General features: G+C 73.7%; 1 protein-coding gene. It reads left to right on the top strand.

Annotated features, from left to right (window positions below; all coding sequences use genetic code 11):
* Positions 1 to 3: 3 nt before the first annotated feature.
* The gene (locus IEZ27_RS25035) at positions 4 to 20,139 is read left to right on the top strand and encodes an SDR family NAD(P)-dependent oxidoreductase (protein WP_189649475.1); all 20,136 of its coding nucleotides are present in this window, start codon (positions 4 to 6) and stop codon (positions 20,137 to 20,139) included.

The following is a 20,139-nucleotide window of genomic DNA, read 5'->3' as shown; positions in this document are numbered from 1 at the left end:
TCCATGCCCGCGATCGAGTGTCACACCACGCTGAAGCACTCCGACTTCATCATGCGGAACCACCGGGTGCACGACATCTCCGTCATGCCCGGGGTGACGTTCCTCGATCTCGTGTTCCGTACGCTGATCGCGACCGGGCGCGATCCCGCCGAGATCGTCCTGCGTGAGGTGCTGTTCACCGAGGCGATCGTCACCAGGCCGGAGGCCGACCGCGAGCTCCGTGTCACCGTGGACGGCGAGGACGTACGGGCGGAGAGCCGCTGGAGCAGGGACGGGACGCCGCTGTCCGGCTGGCGGCGGAACCTCACCGGCAAGCTGGGCATGCCCACCGGCCCCGCGCCCGGCCCGATCGACGTGGACGCGCTCCGGCGGGACGCGCGGCGGCAGGGCGACATGGAGGACCTGTACGCCCGCGCCAGGGCCGAGGACATCAACCACGGCGAGCCGATGAAGTGCGCGGGACGGCTGCACCACGGCGACGGCTACCTGCTCGCCGAGCTGCGGCAGGAGTCGCCCGCTCCCGGCCACGAGGGCTTCCACCTGCACCCCGCCCGCCTGGACGCGGCCACGCTGGCCGGGCTGGGCCAGACGCAGGCGTCGGGGGAGGAACCGTTCATCCCCGTCTACATCGCCGAGTTCCGGGCGCCCCGGCGGCTCGGCGCCGCCTTCCACGTGTACGCGCCGCGCCCGGAGAGCATCGCGCCGTCCGGCGACGTGATCACCAACGACTTCGGGCTGTACGACGAGCAGGGACGGTTCGTCGCCGGGTTCGGCGGGTTGTCGTGCAAGCGCATCAGGTCGCCCCGGCTGATCGAGCGGCTGCTCGACGACCCCGTACGGCCGCGGCCGACCGCCACGAGCCACAGCGGCTCCGGCGACCTGGTCGGCCACCTGCGCGCGCTCGTCGCCGGGCCACTCGGCCGCGCTCCCGGCGAGGTGCCCACCGACACCGGCTTCTACGACCTCGGCCTGGACTCGGTCACGCTCGTGGACCTCAGCGAGCGGCTGGAGAAGATCGTCGGGCAGCGGCTCTACCCGACGCTGCTCTTCGAGTACGGCGACATCGACACCCTCGCCGCCCATCTGTCCGCCACCTACGACCTGACCCAGCCGAACCCGAACCCGGCCCCGGACCTGGTGTCGGATGATGGTGAGACGCGGTGCTTCCGTGACGTATGGGTGCCGATGTCCCCTGACGGCGACGATCCCGGCGAGTACCGCGAGATCACCTCCGGCGCCCGTCCCGACGGATCCCGTCATCTCCTCATTCGTGGCACGACGGGCGAGCCCGCCGACCCCTGCCTGGCCGTCTGGGAGACGGCGAAGGCCGTCCTCGCCACGAAACCGGACCAACAGGTCACCCTCACGTACGCGTACACCGGCGACGACCCCGCCCACGACGCCGTCGGCGCGCTGGCCAGGACGATCAGCGCCGAGACACCGCTGATCCGCTGCCGCGCCATCCGCCTGGACGACACCGCACCGGACGCCGCCCTCAGGGACGCCTCCGCCGAGCCCGAGATCCGCTACGTACGCGGTGAGCGCCTGGTCCGCCGCCGGCTCCCGGCCGATCCGCCCGAGAGTGGCGGCGCCGTCCCGTTCAGGAAGGGCGGCGTGTACGTGATCGCCGGCGGCACGGGCGGGATCGGCCGGCTGCTCGCCGACCACCTGGAACGCCGCCACCAGGCCAGGGCCGTGCCCGTCAGCAGGAGCGCGGAGATCGCCGCCGACCTCACCGACCGGGACGAGGTCGAACGTGCCCTCGCCACGGTACGCGAGCGCCACGGCCGCATCGACGGCGTGGTCCACTGCGCCGGCGTCAACCGCGACGGGCTCTACCCCGGCAAGCGGGCCGCCGACATCCGGGACGTGGTGGCGGCCAAGGCCCTGAGCGTGCGGCACCTCGACGCCGCGACCAAGGACGATGATCTCGACTGCTTCGTGGTGTTCTCGTCCGTCTCGGCGCATCTGGCCAACCCGGGGCAGGCCGACTACGCCTTCGCGAACGCGTACCTGGAGGCGTTCGCCCGGCGGCGGGCGGCGCGGGCGGACCGGCCGGGCCGGACCCTGGCCGTGGCGTGGCCGTACTGGGCCGAGGGCGGGATGCGGGTCGGGCCGGAGACGATCGAGCGCTCCCGCGCGGCCACCGGGATGGTCCCGCTGCCCGGCGAGGCCGCCTTCGACGTGCTCGACCGCGCCCTGTGCGGCCCGGAGGACGTCCTGACGGTGCTGCACGGCGACGCCGCGCGCGTCCCCACCCTCCTGCCGGCCCCGCCGCCGGAGCCGGGCGGGCCCACCCGGGAACCGATGGCACGACCGACGGGACGGTCGGTGGGACAGTCGGCGGCAGGGGAGCCGGTGGCGTGGGCCGGCGAGCCCATCGCCGTCGTCGGCCTGGCCGGGCGCTACCCCCAGGCGCCGGACCTGCGCGCCTTCTGGCGCAACCTCGCCGACGGCCGCGACTGCATCGAGGAGATCCCGGACGGCCGCTGGAACCACGACGAGATCTTCGACCCCGAGAAGGGCGCCGAAGGCAGGACGTACGGCAAATGGGGTGGCTTCCTCGACGGCGTCGACCGCTTCGACCCCGCCTTCTTCGGCATCTCCCGCCGCGACGCCGAACGTATGGACCCGCAGGAACGGCTGTTCCTCCAGACCTGCTGGCACACCCTGGAGGACGCCGGCCACCCGCCGGAGACGTTGTCGGACGAGAGCGTCGGCGTGTTCGCGGGCGTGATGTGGAACCACTACCAGCTCGTCGAGGGCGGGGAGGGCGGCGTCGCCCCCACCGCCATGCACGCCTCCATCGCCAACCGCGTCTCCTACACCTTCGACCTCCACGGGCCGAGCATCGCGCTGGACACCGCCTGCTCCTCCTCCCTGACCGCCGTGCACCTGGCCGTGGAGAGCCTGCGGCGCGGAGAGTGCGGCTTCGCCCTGGCCGGCGGCGTGAACGCGACCGTCCATCCGCAGAAGTACCTGCAACTCGCCCAGGGACACTGGCTGTCGGAGGACGGCCGGTGCCGCGCCTTCGGCGCCGGCGGCAGCGGGTACGTCCCCGGCGAAGGCGTCGGGGCCGTCCTGCTCAGGCCGCTGTCGCGGGCACTGGAGGACGGCGACCACATCTACGGCGTCATCGCCGCCACCGCCGTCAACCACACCGGCAGGACCAGCGGCGCCACCGTCCCGAGCCCGCGCTCGCAGGCCGCGCTCATCGGTACGGCCGTCCGCAGGTCCGGCTGGGACCCGGCGAGCATCGGCTACATCGAGGCGCACGGCACAGGCACCTCGCTCGGCGACCCGATCGAGGTCGAGGGCATGCGCCAGGCCCTGCCGTCGGACGCGGACTGCGCGATCGGCTCGGTCAAGTCCAACATCGGCCACCTGGAGGGCGCCGCCGGGATCGCCGGGCTCACCAAGGTGCTGCTGCAGCTCCAGCACGGGCAACTGGTGCCGTCCCTGCACGCGGAGGAGCTGAACCCGAAGATCGACTTCGATGACACGCCCTTCCACGTGCAGCGCGCGCTCGAACCCTGGAACCGCGCCGACGGAACGCCCCGGCGGGCGGGGGTCAGCGCGTTCGGCGCGGGCGGTACGAACGCCCACGTCCTGGTCGAGGAGCACACGGAACCCGCCTTCGCGGCGAGCCCGGACGGACCATGTCTCTTCGTGCTCTCCGCCCGTACGCCCGAGGCGCTGCGCGACTACGCCCGCGCCTGGACCGGCTTCCTGTCGCAGGGCGGCTCGGCCGAAAGCCAGGGCGGCCCGGCCGGGGGCGTGGAACGGGTGGCCGCGTTGCTCGGCGTACCCGCCGACCAGCTCGATCCCGCCGACTCGCTGGGCGACCTCGGCCTCGACCCGGCCGCGCTGATCCAGCTCGGGCAGGGACTCTCGCTGGACGACACCGTGAGCGCGGTCGACACTGTGAGCGCGGTCGACACTGTGAGCGCAGTCGGCAGCGTGAGCGCTGTCGGCAGCGTGAGCGCCGTGGAGACTGTCGGCGGTTCGGCTGGGCGTGGAACGGCCCTGGCCGATCTCGCCTACACCTCGCAGGTCGGCCGTACCGGCATGGCGGCGCGGCTGGCGCTCGTCGTGGAGGACGTGGCCGAGCTGCGGGCGGGGCTGGAGGCGTACGGGCGGGGTGAGAGTCCCGGCCCCCGTGCCTTCACCGGCTCCGGCGGCGGGGACGGCGGCGGGGACGGGACGCCGACGGCGGAGGAGTGTGTGCGGCTGTTCCGTGCCGGGCGGCTGGAGGAGGTGGCGGCGGCCTGGGCAGGGGGAGCGCGGGTGCCGTGGGGTGAGTGCCACGACGGCGGGCGGCGGGTGTCGCTGCCGGTCTACCCGTTCCAGGAGGAGTCGTGCTGGCTCGGACGCTGGCAGCGCACCACATCCGCCGAGCCCGCCGAGCCGTCCGCCGCGCCCGTCGAGTCGTCCCCCGCGTACGCCGGGTCGCCCGCCGGGCCGCGGGTCGCGGTCGGGGAGTTCGTGCCGGACGGGGAAGGGGTGCGGTTCGAGGTGCTGCCCGAAGGGGTGGCGCTGGTGGTGATGGGGGCGGGGGCGTCCATGTTCACCAGGGAGCTCATCGACGACCTCCAGGCCGTGTTCGCCGAGATCGCCGGGCGCGAGGACGTCAAGGCGGTCGTCCTCACCGGCAGCGGCAACGTCTTCAGCATGGGCGCCACGCCCGAGGCGCTGCGTACGCTCGCGGGCGGCCAGGGACGCTTCACGGACGTGCCGTTCCTGTACGAAGGGCTGCTGCGGTGCGACCGGCCGGTCATCGCCGCCGTCCAGGGGCACGCCTCGGGTGGCGGGCTGGCCTTCGGGCTGTTCGCCGACCTCGTCGTCATGGCCGCCGAAGGCGTCTACAGCGCCAACTTCATGAAGTTCGGGTTCACGCCGGGGATGGGGGCGACGTACATCCTTGAGGAGCGGCTGGGCCGGTCGGTGGCGTACGAGATGCTCTACACCGGCCGTTCCGTCACGGGCGAGGAGCTGGCCCGGCGGGGCGCGGGGGTGACCGTACTGCCGCAGGACGCGGTGCTGAAGGCGGCGCTCAGGCATGCCCGCTCGATCGCCGCGCTGCCGCTGCCCGCGCTGCGGGCGCTCAAGTCCGAGCTGGCCGGACGGGTGCTCGACCGGCTCTCCGGCGTCATCGCGGGGGAGTCGGGGATGCACGAACGCGTGCTGGGGGAGGAGTCGCTGGCCCGCGTCGACGACTACTTCACCAAGGTGGACACCTTCCGCGCCGACTCCCCCAAACCGCCCGCCACCAAGGACGGGCCCGGCAGCATCCAGCTCGGGCAGCCCCACCCCACGCCTGCCCGCCCCGCTGCCACGTCCGTCCGCCCTGCGGCTACGGACGCCAGGTCCGCGGACGCGCCTGCCTCGCCCGCTCCCGCGGGCGTCGGGCCTGAGCCGGTGGAGGTGCGACGGGTCATCGAGGGGACGCTCATGAACCACCTCTACCTGGAGGCCCACGAGGTGGACGACGCGTTGAGCTTCAGCGAGATGGGCCTGGACTCGATCGGGGCCGTGGAGATCGTCCGCGACCTGAACCGGAGCTTCGGCCTCGACCTGGACTCCGTCGCCGTCTACGACCACCCGACCGTCCCCGCCCTGGTGGACGCCGTCCGCGACGCCGCCGCGGCCGACAGCCTGAACGTCCCGCCCGCCGCCGAACCCACCGCCCCGCCCGAGCAGGCCGAGCAGGTCGAGACTTCGGAGCGGGAGGGGCAGGTGCGGCTGCCCTCGCTCGACGGTGACCGTACCGAACCGGGAACGGAGGCCCGGAAGGCGCCCGCGCGACCCGGCACGGTCACCCTGGAGGAGGTGCGTCCCGCGGGGAAGCCTCCGGCGCGGGACGGGGACGGCACGGAGATCGCCGTCATCGGCATGGCCGGCCGTTTCCCGGACGCCCCCGACCTCCGGACGTTCTGGGACAACCTGGCGGAGGGACGGTGCAGCATCCGGGAGGTGCCCCCCGAACGGTTCGACGTGTCGGCGGTGTACGACGCCGACCGCATGGCCCCGGGCAGGACGTACAGCAAGTGGGCGGCCATGCTCACCGACGTCGACGCCTTCGACGCGGGCTTCTTCAACATCTCGCCCCTGGAAGCCGAGACGATGGACCCGCAGCAACGCCTCTTCCTCCAGGAGGCGTGGCACGCCCTGGAGGACGCCGGTTACGCCGGCAGATCCGGCCGCAGGCCGTGGGGATGCTTCGTGGGCTGCGGCGCCGGCGACTACGCGAGCCTGCTCGCCGCGGCCGGGCGCGACGACACCGGGCACGCCTTCCTCGGCAACGCCTCGTCGGTGTTGCCCGCGCGGATCGCGTACCTGCTGGACTTCGGCGGGCCGACCATGGCGGTGGACACCGCGTGCTCGTCCTCGTTGGTGGCCGTGCACCTGGCCTGCGAGAGCATCCGGCGCGGCGAGTGCGAGGCGGCGATCGCGGGTGGGGTGGCGGTGATGAACACCCCGAGGATGCACATCTGGTGCAGCAAGGCCGGGATGCTCTCGCCGACCGGCACCTGCGCGCCGTTCGACGAGTCGGCCGACGGCATCGTGCTGGGCGAGGGCGTCGGCGTGGTCGTGCTGAAGCGCCTGGACCGGGCGCTGGCGGACGGCGACCACGTGCACGGCGTCATCCGGGCCGGCGGCGTCAACGGCGACGGCGCGACGAACGGCATCACCGCCCCCAGTGCCTCCTCGCAGGCGGAACTGCTCACCGAGGTGCACCGGCGGGCCGGGATCGATCCCGGCGTGGTCGACTACGTCGAGACGCACGGCACCGGCACCGAACTGGGCGACCCGATCGAGGTCAAGGCGCTGGCGAAGGTGTTCGGCACGGACCGCGAACGCCCGTGCCGCATCGGGTCGCTCAAGGCGAACGTGGGCCACACCACGATGGCGGCCGGGATCGGCGGGCTGCTCAAGACGTTGCTGGCGTTGCGGCATCGGCAGTTGCCGCCTTCGCCGGGGTTCGTCCGGGCCAACCCGAAGATCGACTTCGCGGACGGCGCGCTCGAAGTGGTCACCGAACTGTCGCCCTGGACGGCCGGCGGCTCCGGCGAGCGGGTGGCGGCCGTGAGCAGCTTCGGCTTCAGCGGCACCAACTGCCACCTCGTGGTCGCCGAGGCGCCCGCCCGCGAACCGCGTACCGGCGGCGGCGAGGACGTCGTCGTCCCCCTGTCGGCCGCGGACGAACCCGCGCTGGCACGGCTGCGCACCGACCTGGCCGGCCATCTCGACGCCCACCCCGAGCTGGACGTGCGCGACGTCGCCCGTACGCTCGCCGTCGGCAGGCCGCACCTGGCCGGGGCCCGGATCGCATACGTGACCGGGGACCTCGCTGATCTGCGCGCCCAGCTCCGCGACGGCCCCCGCCCCGCACGCGGCGAGGCGGGCCGCCGCGCCGACCGCTACACGGCCGGGGACGACCTCCGCTGGGACGACCTGACGTCGGGCGGGCGGCGGGTGCCGCTGCCGGTGTACCCGTTCGCGGGCGACCGGCGTCACTGGGTCGGGGGCGACGGCCGTCCGGCGCGGGCCGCCCGGCAGGAGCACATCCGTCCCGATGACCGGCTGGTGGCCGATCACCTGATCGACGGCGTCCCCGTGCTGCCCGGCGTGGCCCTCCTGACGATCGCGGCGCGGCGCGGCGGGGTGTCCGGGCCGGTGCGGTTCGAGCGGGTTCGGTGGCTGCGTCCGTACGAGGTGCGCGAGGCCCGTCCCCTGGAGGTCACGCTGCACGACGACGGCGGCTTCGAGCTGGACGGTCACGCGCGTGGCGCCCTGGTACGCGCGGACGGCCCACGGCGGCGGCTGGACCTCGGGGAGATCGGGGCGCGCTGCACGGGCAGCCGTTCGGCCGACGACCTCTACCGGGCCTTCGACCGCGCCGGGCTGCACTACGGGCCCGGGTTCCGGGTGCTGCGCGAGGTCCGCGTCGGCGACGGCGAGGCCCTCGGCGTCCTGCGTGCCGGAGCGGACTGGGAAGCGTTGCTGGACGGCGCCCTGCAGACCATCGCGGTGTTGCGTACCGAGGACGCCGGGCCCGCGATGCCGTTCAGCGTGGAGTCTGCCGAGCTGGACGGGCCGTTCACCGGCCCCGCCCACGCCCATGTGACCGACGGCGGCCGTGACGGGTACACGGTCCGGCTCGCCGACGCGGAAGGGAAGGTCAGAGCCGAGTTCCGGGGGGTCGTCCTACGCCCCCGACCGGCCGGCGCCACCCCCCGCGCTACGGCGGAAGGCATGATCTACGCGCCGGTCTGGCGGAGGGCGGCGACCCCGGAAACGGCGGCGACTGCCGGAGCCGGTGGTGGGCGGGCGCTCGTGTCGCACACGCCCGCCGCCGAGCCGCTGGCCCGCGCGCTGCTGGCCACACACACGGACGGCCGCCTGGCGCCGCTGGCCTCCCCCGTCCCCCCGGAGGGACGGTACGACACCGTCTACATCCTCGCCACGACGGGCCCGGACGGCCCACCGGCCGGCGACCCGACCACCCGCGACGTGTTCCGCCTGCTCAAGCGGCTGTCGGAGCAGGGCGGGGGCGGATGGGCGCCGACGGTGAAGGTGGTCCTCGCCGGAGCCGTACGGGTCGGGGACGAGAAGATCGTCCCGCACGCGGCGGGCGTGATCGGCCTGACCAGGGCGGTGGCCGCCGAGCACCCGCACTGGACCGTCGCCGCCATCGACGTGGGCGCCGCGCCGCCGCCTCCCGCCGACCCGACTGCCCCCGCCGACCCGACCGACCCGGCGGACCTGGCCGACCTCGCCCGCCTGGTACGAGCCGAGAGCTGCGCCGACGACCTGGTCGCGCTGCGCGACGGCCACCGGTACGTCCGCACCCTGGAACCCCTGCCCCTGGACCTGGAGGGCGGCGGCCCGTACCGGGACGGCGGGACGTACCTGATCGTGGGCGGGACGGGCGGGCTCGGCCGCACACTGGCCAGGCACCTCGCCGCCACCGTCGGCGCCCGGCTGGCGCTCGTCGGCCGCCGCGAGCTCACGCCGGAGATCCGCGCGCAGCTCGCCGAGATCGACTCGCTCGGCGGGCAGGCCGTGTACCTGCGGGCCGACGTCGCCGACCGGGCCGCGTTCGGCAGGGCCGTCGAGGCGGCACGCCAGCGGTACGGCGAGATCCACGGCGCCTTCCACGCCGCCCTGGTGCTGCGCGACATGACGCTCGCCAACATGGACGACGACGCGTTCGCCGAGGTGCTCTCGCCCAAGGTCGCCGGGGCGGCCGTGTTCGCCGAGAAGTTCACCGAGGAGTTCGCCGGCCGGACGCCCGACTTCCTGGCCTACTTCTCCTCGGCGGCCTCGTTCGTCGAGGTGGGCGGGCAGGCGAACTACGCGGCCGCCAGCACGTTCGAGGACGCCTACGCGCTGAGCCTGCGGGACCTGCCGGTGAGCGTGATCAACTGGGGGTACTGGGGGAGTGTCGGCGCGGTGTCGGGCGGCGGCTACGACGACAGGTTCGCCGAGCTGGGCATCGCCTCGATCGAGCCCGAGGAGGGCATGGCGGCGCTGGCGGCGGTCCTCAGGGCGGGGGCCGGGCAGGCGCTCGTCGTCAAGGCGGAACCGGAGGGCCTGGCCCGCATCGGCATCCGCGCTCCCGATGACGGTCACGCTTCCGATGCGGGGCGTGGGGAGCTCGATCGGGCGCGAGTGGCGTTCGCCGCGCTGGACGAGCTGGCCCGCGGACTGCTGCGCCGCTCGGCGGACCGGGTGCGCGCCGTCCGGGACGTCCGGCCGGACCGCGGCCGGTTGCACGCCGCCGTGCTCGACCTGCTGGAACGCCCGGCGCGGACGCCCGAGCCGGAGGAGGTGACGGCCAGGTTCCCCGACCTGGAGCCGCACGTCAGGCTGCTGACCGCGTGCGTCGAGGCGCTGCCCGGCGTGCTGGCGGGCGAGCGCGACCCCATGGAGGTGCTGTTCCCCGGCGGCTCGATGAGCCTGGTCGAACAGGTCTACAAGGGACAGGCGGTCTCGGACCACTTCAACCGCCTGCTCGCCGGCGAGGTCGCCCGCGGCGCCCCCCGCCGCGTCCTGGAGATCGGGGCCGGTACGGGGGCGAGCACCGGTTTCGTCCTGGACGCCCTCGAAGGCCAGGACGTCGAGTACACCTACACCGACATCTCGGCCGGGTTCCTGCGCCACGGCGAGCGCGAGTTCGGCGCACGCCACCGCCCGGACGTCGTCCTCGCCCTCTTCGACGTGGAACGGGACCCGTCCGAGCAGGGCTTCGAGACCGGGGCGTACGACGTCGTGCTGGCCACGAACGTGCTGCACGCCACCGCCGACGTCGGCCGGACGCTGCGCAACGCCGCGGCGCTGCTGCGTCCCGGCGGGCGGCTGCTGGTCAACGAGGTGACGCGGGCGGCCGACTTCCTGACCCTCACGTTCGGGCTGACGCCGGGCTGGTGGCGCTTCGCCGACGAGGAGCGGCGCCTGCCGCACAGCCCGCTGCTCGGCGCGGTCCAGTGGCAGCAGGCGTTCAGGGACGCCGGGCTCACCCCCGCCCGTACGCTGGGCATCCCCGGCACGCCCGTCGCCGAGCTCGACCAGTGCGTCCTGGTGGGCGAGACGGCCTCCGCCGGCGGCGCCCGCGACTACGTCAAGCGGGTGTTCGCCGAGGTGCTCAAGTACGGCACCGCCGACCTGGACGAACGCGCCACGTTCGAGACCTTCGGCATCGACTCGCTGGTGAGCCAGAACGTCATCCACCGCTTCGAGCAGGACCTCGGCCCGCTGCCGTCCACCCTGCTGTTCGAGAACCTGACGATCGAGGAACTGGGCACGTACCTGGAGAACGAGCACGGCGACCGCCTGCGCGCGGCCCTCGGACACGAGCCCGCGCGGGAGGAGCCCGCACGGGCCGCGCCGCGGCGCGAACCCGCCTCGCAGGCCCTCGACATCGCCGTGGTCGCGGTGACCGGCCGCTACCCGGCCTCCCCCGACCTGGACGCCTTCTGGCGCAACCTCGCGAACGGCGCGAACTGCATCACCGAGGCCGACCGCTTCGACCTGGACGCCCTGTACGACCCCAAACGCGGACGCAAGCAGCGCACCTACAGCAAGTGGGGCGGCTTCATCGAGGGGGTGGAGGAGTTCGACGCGTCGTTCTTCGGCATCCTGCCGCGCGACGCCGAGATCACCGACCCGCAGGAACGCCTGTTCCTGGAGACCGCCTGGACCCTGCTCGAAGACGCCGGCTACCTGAGCGAGCACACCAAGCAGCCGCGCACCGGCGTCTTCGTCGGCACCATGTACGGCTCCTACGGCCGGATGGCGGCCGCCGAGGGCTGGCCGCACGGCCGGTACGCCGGGGCGCACTCGGCGTACTGGTCGATCGCCAACCGGGTGTCGTACTTCTTCGACCTGCGCGGGCCGAGCCTGGCCGTCGACTCGGCCTGCTCGTCCTCGCTGACCGCGGTCCAGCTCGCCTGCGAGAGCCTGCGGCGCGGCGAATGCTCGCAGGCCATCGCGGGCGGCGTGAACCTGATCCTGCATCCCGCCCACTTCGTCGCGCTCTGCTCGCTGAACATGCTCGCCGCCGACGGCGCCTGCAAGGTGTTCGACGAGGCGGCGGACGGGTTCGTACCGGGTGAGGGCGTCGGGGCGGTGCTGCTCAAGCCCCTGGCCGACGCCGAGGCGGACGGTGACCGGATCTACGGCGTCATCAAGGGAGCCTTCGCCAACGCCGGGGGGAAGACCGCGGGCTACACCGTGCCGAACCCGGGCGCGCAGGCCGACCTGGTGTCGGAGGCCGTACGGCGGGCCGGCCTGGACCCGCGGACCATCTCCTACGTCGAGGCGCACGGCACGGGCACCGCACTCGGCGACCCCATCGAGATCGCCAGCCTGACCCGAGCATTCGGTCCCGCCCCTGGCTCCGGACCCGGGGACGGGGTGGAGCGGCTGGTCGGGTCCGTCAAGGCCAACATCGGGCACCTGGAGGGCGCGGCGGGCATCGCCGGGCTGACGAAGGTGCTGCTGCAGTTCCAGCACGGGCAGGTGGCCCCCTGCGCGAACCTGGAGACCCCCAACTCGAAGATCGACTTCGCCGCGTCGCCCTTCCGGCCGCCGGAGCGGCTGACCGACTGGCGGCGTCCGGTCCTGGGCGACGAGACGTTCCCGCGCCGGGCGGGGGTCAGCTCGTTCGGCGCGGGTGGGGCGAACGTGCACGTCGTCCTGGAGGAGTACGTGCCCTCCGCCGGGCCGACGCCGGAGCCCGCCGACGAGGGGGAGCACGTGATCCTGCTCTCGGCGCGTACCCGCGACCAGCTCCGTACGATGGCGGGCCGGGTCGCCGACCTCGCGGCGAGCGGCCGGGCCGGGCTGGCGGACCTCGCCTACACCACCCAGGTCGGACGAGCCGAGCTCCCCGAACGCCTGGCCGTCCACGCCACCACCCTGAACGACCTCACCACCACCCTCCGCACCTTCGCCACCCAAGGCAACGCCGAGAACGCCCTTACCGCCCCTCCCAAGCCCGAGGCCCCCTCGGAGGACGGGGTACGGCGGGCGGGCACGCCTGACGCGGACCCGCCGGCGGACGACGCACGGGAGCCTGGGCCGGATGGCGTGCGGGGGCGTGCGGCGGACGACGTACGGGGGCGTGCGGCGGACGACGTACGGGAGCCTGCGGCGGATGGCGTGCGGGAGCTTGCGGTGAGGTGGGTCTCGGGCGACCGGGTGGACTGGGCGACCAGATGGCCGGCCCCCCATCCGCGCCGCGTCACCCTGCCCCCCTACCCCTTCGACCGCCGCCGCTACTGGCTCCCCTCCGACCAGCCACCCCCAACGACCACCCCGTCCTTGGTGGCGGCCCCGGAGGCCGGTCCTGGGGTGGTGGCCGCACCTGCCACCGAGCACAGCCCCGAGCCGGACGTTCCCGAGCACGGCCCCGGGCCGGGTTCGGTGCCGGATCCTCTGAGCGAGTCGCCGGGCCGGGAAGACGCGGATGCGCGGTGCACCTACCTGCGTCCCGCCTGGACGCCGGCCCCCCTCCCCGAGGGGACATGGGAGCCGGACGCCCTCCTGGTGATCACCGAGGACGACCGGCTGGCCGAGGCGCTGGGAGGCGTGCGGGTCCGGCCCGGCGACGCGCTTCCTGCCGACGTCCGAGCCGGGGATGGGGAGAAGGACAGCGGGTCGGCCGGGCGTGTCGCTCGTACGGAGGCCGGGCCGGCGCGCGTCCCCGACGCGATCGTGATCGCGCCGTCGGACCCGTTCCCCGGGACGGCCGCGTTCGAGGTGTTGCTCGGGACGGCCACGGCCGTTCTGCGTGAAGGGGGGCCGTTGCGGGTGGTGGGGTCGGCCTCGACCGGCGAGCCGCACCACACCGCCCTGGCCGCCGCGCTGCGAACGCTGGCCCTGGAGCACACCGGGTTCACCGGCGTGTGCGTCACCGGGGCCGATCCGGCGCAGGTCGCGGCCGAGCTGCGGGCCCCCGCCGCCGGGACCGTACCCGAGCAGCGGGTCTCCGAGGTCGCCTACCGCGACGGCACCCGCCTGCTGAAGGGCATGGAGCCGTACGAGCCGCCCCCGGCCGGGCTGGACGTCCGGCAGGACGGCACGTACCTGATCACCGGGGGCGCGGGCGCCATCGGGCTGGCCTTCGCCCGCTTCCTCGCCGCGCGCGGCGCGGCGCGACTGGTCCTGACGGGACGTTCCGACCCCGGCGACGACATCGCCCGCCGGATCGCCGGGCTGCCCGCCGTGTACACGCGCGCCGACGTCTGCTCGGCCGACGAGCTGCGCGACCTGCTCGACCGGTACGGCCCCTTCCACGGCGTCATCCACGCCGCCGGGATCCACCGGGACGCCCGGGCCGTACGCAAACGTCCGGAGGACACGCGGGCCGTCCTGAGCCCCAAGATCCTCGGCACCGTCCTGCTCGACGAGGCCCTGCGCGGGCAGCCGCTGGACTTCCTGGCGCTGTTCTCGTCCGTGGCGGCCGAGACCGGAAACATCGGGCAGATCGACTACGCCTACGCCAACGCCTTCCTCAACCGGTTCGCCGAGCGGCGCGAGCGGCTCGGGCACGGCCGGACGCTCGCCGTCGGCTGGCCGCTGTGGGAGGAGGGCGGCATGACGGTGGACGACGCCACCCGCCGCCTGTTCGAACGCCGGTGGGGCAGCGTCCCGTTGGGCACCGCCGCCGGTCTCACCGCCTTCACCAGAGGGCTGGCCGGATCAGAGACGAGCTTCGCGGTGGTCGAAGGCCCCGCCGAACGCTCCCAGCCGCCCGCGACCCCCGAATCCGAGGTTATGGAGATGAGCGAGCCCGCGTCCGCGCCGGAGACGACCGGATCCGGCGACGGCGACGATCTGATCGAGGCGGTCCGGGCGGAGCTGCGCCGGGCGGCGGCCGGATTCCTGCTGGTGGGCGAGGAGCACGTGGACCTCGACGCCGAGCTGATGGACATGGGGTTCGACTCCATCTCCATGGCCGAGCTGGTGGACCAGGTCAACGAACGGTACAAGCTGGACCTGCTGCCGACCGTGCTCTTCGAGGCCACCGACCTGGCCACCTTCTGCGACCACCTGCTCGCCGAGCACCCGTCCGAGATCGCCGCCGCCCACACCCCACCCGCCCCCGCCGAGAAGCCCGTACAGCCCGAGAAGCCCGTGGAGAGGGCCGCAGAGCGGGCCGACGAGCCGGGCCCGGCGCCGGAGACCGTGGCCCCCCTCCCACGGCCCGGCGCCGGGGCCTCCCCACCGGCCCGCGACGGCGTCGCCGTCGTCGGCATGGCCGGCGTCCTGCCCGGCTCCGCCGACCTGGACGACTTCTGGCACCACCTGGCCGAAGGGCACGACCTGACCCGCCCGGTCCCCGAGGACCGGCGCGAGCTGCGCGACGACCCCGCGACGGCGAACGTCCGCGCCGGGTTCATCGACGACGTGCGCTCCTTCGACGCTGCGCTGTTCGGCATCTCGCCCAAGGAGGCGGCGATGATGGACCCGCAACAGCGGCTGTTCCTGCAGACCGTCTGGCGGGCCGTCGAGGACGCCGGTTACCGTCCCTCCGACCTGGCCGGCACCCGTACGGGCCTGTTCGCGGGCGTGTCCGCGTGCGACTACGACGACCTGCTGCGCGAGCACGGCGTACCGGTCGAGGCGCACACGGCCAGCGGCGTGGCCGACTGCATCCTGGCCAACCGCGTCTCGCACCTGCTGGACCTGCGTGGCCCGAGCGAGGCGGTCGACACCGCCTGCTCCAGCTCCCTCGTCGCCCTGCACCACGCGGTACGCGCCATCGAGGACGGCGAATGCGAGGCGGCTATCGCCGGCGGCGTCAACCTGACGCTGAGCCCGGGGCTCTACATCGCGTTCGCGAAGTCCGGCATGATCAGCCAGGACGGCGTCTGCAAGACGTTCGACGAGCGCGCCGACGGCTACGGCCGGGGCGAGGGTTGCGGAGCCGTACTGCTCAAGCCGCTGAAGGCGGCGCTGGAGGACGGCGACCAGATCCTCGCCGTGGTCCGGGGCAGCGCGGTCAACCACGGGGGCCGGGCCAGCTCGCTCACCGCGCCCAACCCCGAGGCGCAGGCCCGCGTCCTGTACGACGCCTACCGCAAGGCGGACGTCGATCCGGCCCGCGTGACCTACATCGAGGCGCACGGCACCGGCACCAGGCTCGGCGACCCGATCGAGGTCGAGGGCATGAAGAAGGCGTTCGCCCGCCTGTACGCCGACCGGGGACGGCCCGCGCCGGACGCCCCGCACGTCGCCCTCGCCTCCGTGAAGGCCAACATCGGCCACCTGGAGGCGGCGGCCGGCATCGCCGGGCTGCTCAAGGTGCTGCTCTGCATGCGCCACGGCGCGTTGCCGCCGACGATCAACTACGAGCGCCCCAACCCGTACGTGCGACTGGAGGGGACGCCGTTCGCCGTCAACACGAGGCTCACGCCGTGGGACGCGGCGGACCGGGTGGCGGGGGTCAGCTCGTTCGGTTTCGGGGGCACGAACGCGCACGTCGTGCTGGAGGCGTACCGGCAGGACAACCCGGCGGAGACGGCGGAGGAGCCGCGGTTGCTGGTCCTGTCGGCGTCCGGCCGGGAGGCCCTGGAGGAGTACGCGGCGAGCCTCGCCCGGTACCTCCGGGCACATCCGGAGATCGGCCTCGACCGCGTCGTCTGGACGCTCCAGATCGGACGCCGCCACCTGCCCGAACGGCTCGCCGTGGTCGTACGGGACCGTGAGCAGGCGATCCGCGCGCTGAGCGGCGAGCCGGACGGGACCGTGCACAGGGGCACCGCCCGCAAGGACGCCCCCGCGCCGTGGGGGACCGCGCCGGAGGACGTCGCGCAGGCGTGGGTGTCCGGCAGCGAGGTGGACTGGCCACGGCTGTGGCAGGGCCCGCGCCCGGTACGGGCCTCCCTGCCCGGCCCGCCCTTCGCCCGCGTCGAGCACTGGTTCACAGCCCCCGCCCGGTCCGCCCCTCAGGACGGCGGGGCCGTCCACCGGACCGGCGACGGGAGGGTACGCCTGCGCGCCACCAAGAACGGCGGCACACCGGCCGCCCCCGCCCCCGCCGACCGGACGAAGGCCCCGAAACCAGCCGAAGCGTCGCCCGCACCCTCCGGAACCCCCGCCGGGGTGGAGGAGATGTTGCGCGAACGGCTCTCCACGATCCTGGACGCCGACCCCGCCGGCGTGGACGTGGACACCCCCTTCGAGGAACTGGGACTCGACTCCATCTTCCGGATGGAACTGGTCAAGGCGATCAACACCGTCTTCTCCCTCGACCTCCAGGCAGCCGAACTGTACGAGTACGACACCGTGGACCGCCTGTCCCGCGCCGTGGAATCCGCCATCGAAGCCCCCAAGGCCAAGGCCAAGGCCAAGGCCAAGGCCAAGGCCGAGCCCGAGCCCGAGCCCGAGCAGGGTCAGGATCACGATCGCGTGCGGGACGAGACCCCGGACGGGCTGGAGGAGCAGCTCACAGGGCTAATCGGCTCGATCGCCGACCGCCCGCTCACCCCCGCCCGCAGCTTCGCCGACAACGGCCTCACCTCCTTCGAGATGCTGCGCGTGGTGAGCGTCCTGGAGAAGCAGGTCGGCGCGCTGAAGAAGACCCTGCTGTTCGACCACCCCACGCTCCCGGAGCTGGCCGCGCACCTGCGCGACGAGCACGGCGCCGAGTCCGTACGGCTCCCGGAGGAACCGGACGGACCGGCCCCGCATGAGCCGCAGGCGCGGGACGGCGAGCCGGCCGTGGTCCTGAAGCGGGACCTGTACCGGCATCCGGACCTGCGCGAGCTGGTGGCCGACATCGACCGCCGCCATGCCAAGGAAGGCGGCCTGGCCGGGCGCGACATCGCGCCGCTGGCCTTCGTCGGCTCGGCCAGGAAGGGATACCTGCACGTCTCCGAGCACGGCGGCAACCTGCTGGCCTGGAGCTACGCGGGCTCCAAGGAGTACTTCCACGAGCTGGTCGAGGAGTACACCCGGTACGCGAGGGCGCACCGCCTGCGGCCGAACTTCCTGTCCCTCCTCCCGGTGCGCGAGGTGGCGGGGGAGCCGTTCAGCGCGACGCCGTTCGGGGCCGTACAGCGGCTCGACGACCTGGGCTCCTTCACCCTGAAGGGCGGGCGGATGGAACGCCTGCGCTACATGGTGCGGCGCTTCGGCAAGGCGGGCGAGTGCCGGACGGTCGAGTACCGTTCGGGCGACGACCCCGCGATGGACCGCAGGCTGGCCGGGCTGGTGGACGAGTGGTCCGGCCACAAGCAGATGGTCAACCCGTACGTGTCGGTGGTCCGGCGGGAGATCGAGGAGGGCCGCCTGGACCGCAGGCACCGCGTCTTCGTCACCTACGTGGACGACGAGGTGGCCAACGCCGTCGTCATCACGAAGATCCCGTCGGAGAACGGCTACCTGCTGGACGTCGAGTTCTACCCGCAGGGCATGCCGCTCGGCGGGCTGGAGTTCGCGATCGTGCGCGTCGTCGAGCAGTTGGTGGACGAGGGCTGCACGATGTTCAGCTTCGGCGCGAGCTTCGGGGTGGAGACGGAGGAGTCGGCCAACGCCGCCCCGGACGTGCGGCAGGCGCTGGACGAGCTGCGTTCCGCGGGCATCTTCGGCGAGGGGAACTTCCAGTTCAAGAACAAGTTCCGGCCGGTGAACGTGCCCATCTACCTGTGCCAGCCGGAAGGACGGGACCGCACCCCGGTCTCCGAGATCATCCTCATGATCGCCGACCCGGACCTCAGACCCCCCGCCGACGAGTCCCCCGCCGACCAGCCCCCCGCCGACGAGCCCGCCCGTGCCCAGGCCCACCGGGTCACCACCGACCTGATCACCGACTCCTGGGCCGAGCTGGACGCCCCCTGGATCGCCGACCGGCTGCGGCGGCTGACCGACCGGTCGGCCGCCCGCCCCGACGCCGAGATCGACGGCCTGCCGTTCCCCCACGTGGTCCCGACGGGCTCCGGCCGCTCGGCCGAGGCGCTGCTGTGCCGCTCGTGGCCCGGCCGCCGGGGACGGGTGCCGCACAACGGCCTGTTCCCCACCTGGTACCTGAACCTGACCGACAACGGGTTCAAACCGGTCGAGATCCCCGGCGGCCCGGACATGGACGTCGACGCGCTCCGGGCCGAACTGGAAGGGGACGAACCGGTGTCGTTCGTCTGCGTGGAGGTGAGCAACAACGCGGCCGGCGGCGCGCCCACCTCCCTGGCGAACCTGCGCGCGGTCAAGGAGGTCGCGGCGGCGCACGGCGTGCCGCTGGTGATCGACGGCGCCCGCGTGGTGGACAACGCGGTCGCGATCGCGGACGGCCGGGACGTGTGGGAGGTCGTCCGCGAGATCCTGGAACCGGCCGACAGCGCGACGATCAGCCTGTCCAAGAACTTCGGGGTGCCGTTCGGCGGCCTGCTCGCCACCCGCGACGAGGCCCTGCGCCAACGGGTCGCCGAGCGGCTGGAGACGTGGGGCAGGGACGTCGGCCTGGCCAACCGCCGGATCATCGCGGCCGCGCTGGAGGACCGCGAGACGGTGGTCGAGCAGGTACGCGCCCGCGCCGAGGCGGTGGCGGCGCTCCGGCAGGGCCTGGCGGAGTCGGGCGTGCCGCTGGAGGGCCCGGCCGGCGGCCACTGCGTGTTGCTCAAGGACGCCGACCACGTACGGATCTCCCGCGAGACGGGCATCAGGGGTGCTCCGCACTTCGGCCGCGAGGGCGTGGTACGGCTGGCGGTCCCGGTCGGCCTCAGCGTCGAGGAGGCCAAGGACGCCGCCGCCCGCCTGGGCGCGCTCCTCGGCGACGACACCCCCACCGGCACCACCCGGACGAAGACGGACACCCGTCGGAAGACGGCGGACAACCCCAACCTGGCGATCCTGCGCGAGCACAACCCCGACGTCGAGCACGAGATCATCACCACCAGGGACGGCGATGTCGAGCTGTTCAGCGCGGGCTCGGGACCGCCGCTGCTGCTCATGCACCCGTTCAACATCGGCGCAGGCGTCTACGCCCGGCAGTTCGAGGGCCTGGCACACCGCTACCGGGTGACGACCGTGCACCATCCGGGGGTGGGCGCGACCACGGCCGCCGCCGACCTGTCCCTCGACGGCCTGGCCAGGCTCTGCCACGACGTGGCGGGCGGCCCCGCGCACGTGGCCGGGGCGTCGTTCGGCGGCCTGGTGGCCCTGGCGTACGCGCTGGCCCATCCGGACGACACCGGGTCGCTGATCCTGATCGGCAGTTCCTGCCGCATCGGCAACCGCGTCGGCGACATCGACAAGCTGGAGGTGGTGGCCACCCAGGACTTCGACCGGGTCATCGAGGGCAGCGGCTCGAAGCGGCTGCGCAAGCGGCGGGCCGCCCTGATGCGGCTGCTGCTGCGCGCGGAGAGCATGGCCCCGCAGGTCGGCCTGCGCTACCTGGACGTGTTCGCCGAGCGTCCCGATCTCGGCGACCGGCTGGCGGAGATCCGGGCGCGCACCCTGATCGTCCAGGGCCGGTACGACACCGTCATCCCGGCCAAGACCGCGCACCTGCTGCACGCCCTGATCCCCGACTCCCGTTACGAGGAGGTCCCCGACGCAGGCCACTTCCCGCAGCTCACCAGCCCCGACGAGGTCAACCGGCTCATCTGCGAGTTCCATGATGAACAGAATTGA

Source organism: Nonomuraea spiralis (assembly GCF_014648435.1).
Classification (GTDB): domain Bacteria; phylum Actinomycetota; class Actinomycetes; order Streptosporangiales; family Streptosporangiaceae; genus Nonomuraea; species Nonomuraea spiralis.
This window is presented reverse-complemented; position numbering and strand designations above follow the sequence as displayed.